The sequence below is a fragment of the Xanthobacter sp. BG11Y11_SDJG genome, assembly GCF_057364445.1.
The window spans coordinates 1-1,127 of the sequence record NZ_JBNFNU010000719.1; the positions used below are offsets into that span (position 1 = coordinate 1).

The 1,127-nt window shown below is 73.0% G+C and carries 1 protein-coding gene; it reads right to left on the minus strand.

Features of this window, described 5'->3' with window-relative positions; translation table 11 throughout:
* On the minus strand, nucleotides 1-1,062 hold a 1,062-nt coding region (locus tag AC2W7M_RS26025), incomplete at its 3' end, for an FUSC family protein (protein WP_486136043.1).
* Nucleotides 1,063-1,127: the final 65 nt, after the last annotated feature.

A 1,127-nucleotide genomic window follows, 5' to 3' on the forward strand; every position in this document is an offset into this window, starting at 1 on the left:
CGCGAGATCAGGTCCGCGCGGCCTGCGGCGCGCCCCGGCCGGCGGCGAGCTCCGCCGCCCCGGTTCCAGGGGGGCCTGATCGCTGAGCGCGATGCGCAGCTCGGCCAGCGGGCGCAGCACCGCGTCGGAATAGGCGAGATAGTCGGCCACCAGCGGCAGCGCCTGCTCGACCTGCGGATCGTCCGCCAGCGCGAGGACCATGGAGACCGCCGCCTCCACCGCCGGCGCGGCCGCCGCGCCCTGGTCCGCGCTGGCCTCGCCGAGGGCCTGGGCGAAGGCGTTGAGGGTGCGCGAGCGCGCCGCCTCGGCCAGCGACACAACCTCCTCCTGCGGCGCGGCGAGGGCCAGGCGCTGCGTCACGTCCTCCAGCAGCGCGAGATAGGTCATCAGCACGTCGAGGGTGGAGGCGATGTTCACCACGTCGCCGGCGGAATGGCCGAACACCTGTTCGGCGCCGAGCTGCGGCACGCGCAGATCGAGCTGGCGCACCTCGCGCGCCAGCGGCGCCATGCTGACCCGCGCGCCTTGCGTGCGCGGCCACCAGCTGGCGAAGCTGTCGCGGCCCCGCTTCAGGAGCGCGCGCACCTCGGGCCGGAACTGGTCGGTCAGATAGACCGGCAGCACCGCATAGGAGACGACGAGCGCGATGCCGGCGCCGATCACGGTCTCGTAGACGCGGGCGAGCATCCCCTCCGGCCCCAGGCCTGCGATGAGGTGCAGGCCGAGGATCACCGAGAAGCCGGTGGCGGCGGAGGCGACGTCGTAGCGGTCCTTCTGGGTGACGATGCCGATCATCTGCGCGAACACGCACAGCGCCGCCAGCAGCCAGACATGGGCATCGAGCACCAGGAACAGCCCCATGCCGAGCGCCACGCCGGCCAGCGTGCCGACGGTGCGGTAGCGCACCCGCATGAAGGTCTCGCCGACGCTGTTCCCAAGCACGAACATCACCGTCATGGTGGCCCAGTAAGCGTGCTCCAGATGGAAGGCGAGGTCGAGCGCGGTGGTGATGGCGGTGGCGACCAGGCCCTGGCAGGCGACCTTCAGCGGCGCCGAGAACACGCGCCGCCCGTCGGGCCCGGGAAACCAGCAGCGGCACCGGCGCCGTGCCCGGCGGCTGGTCGTCT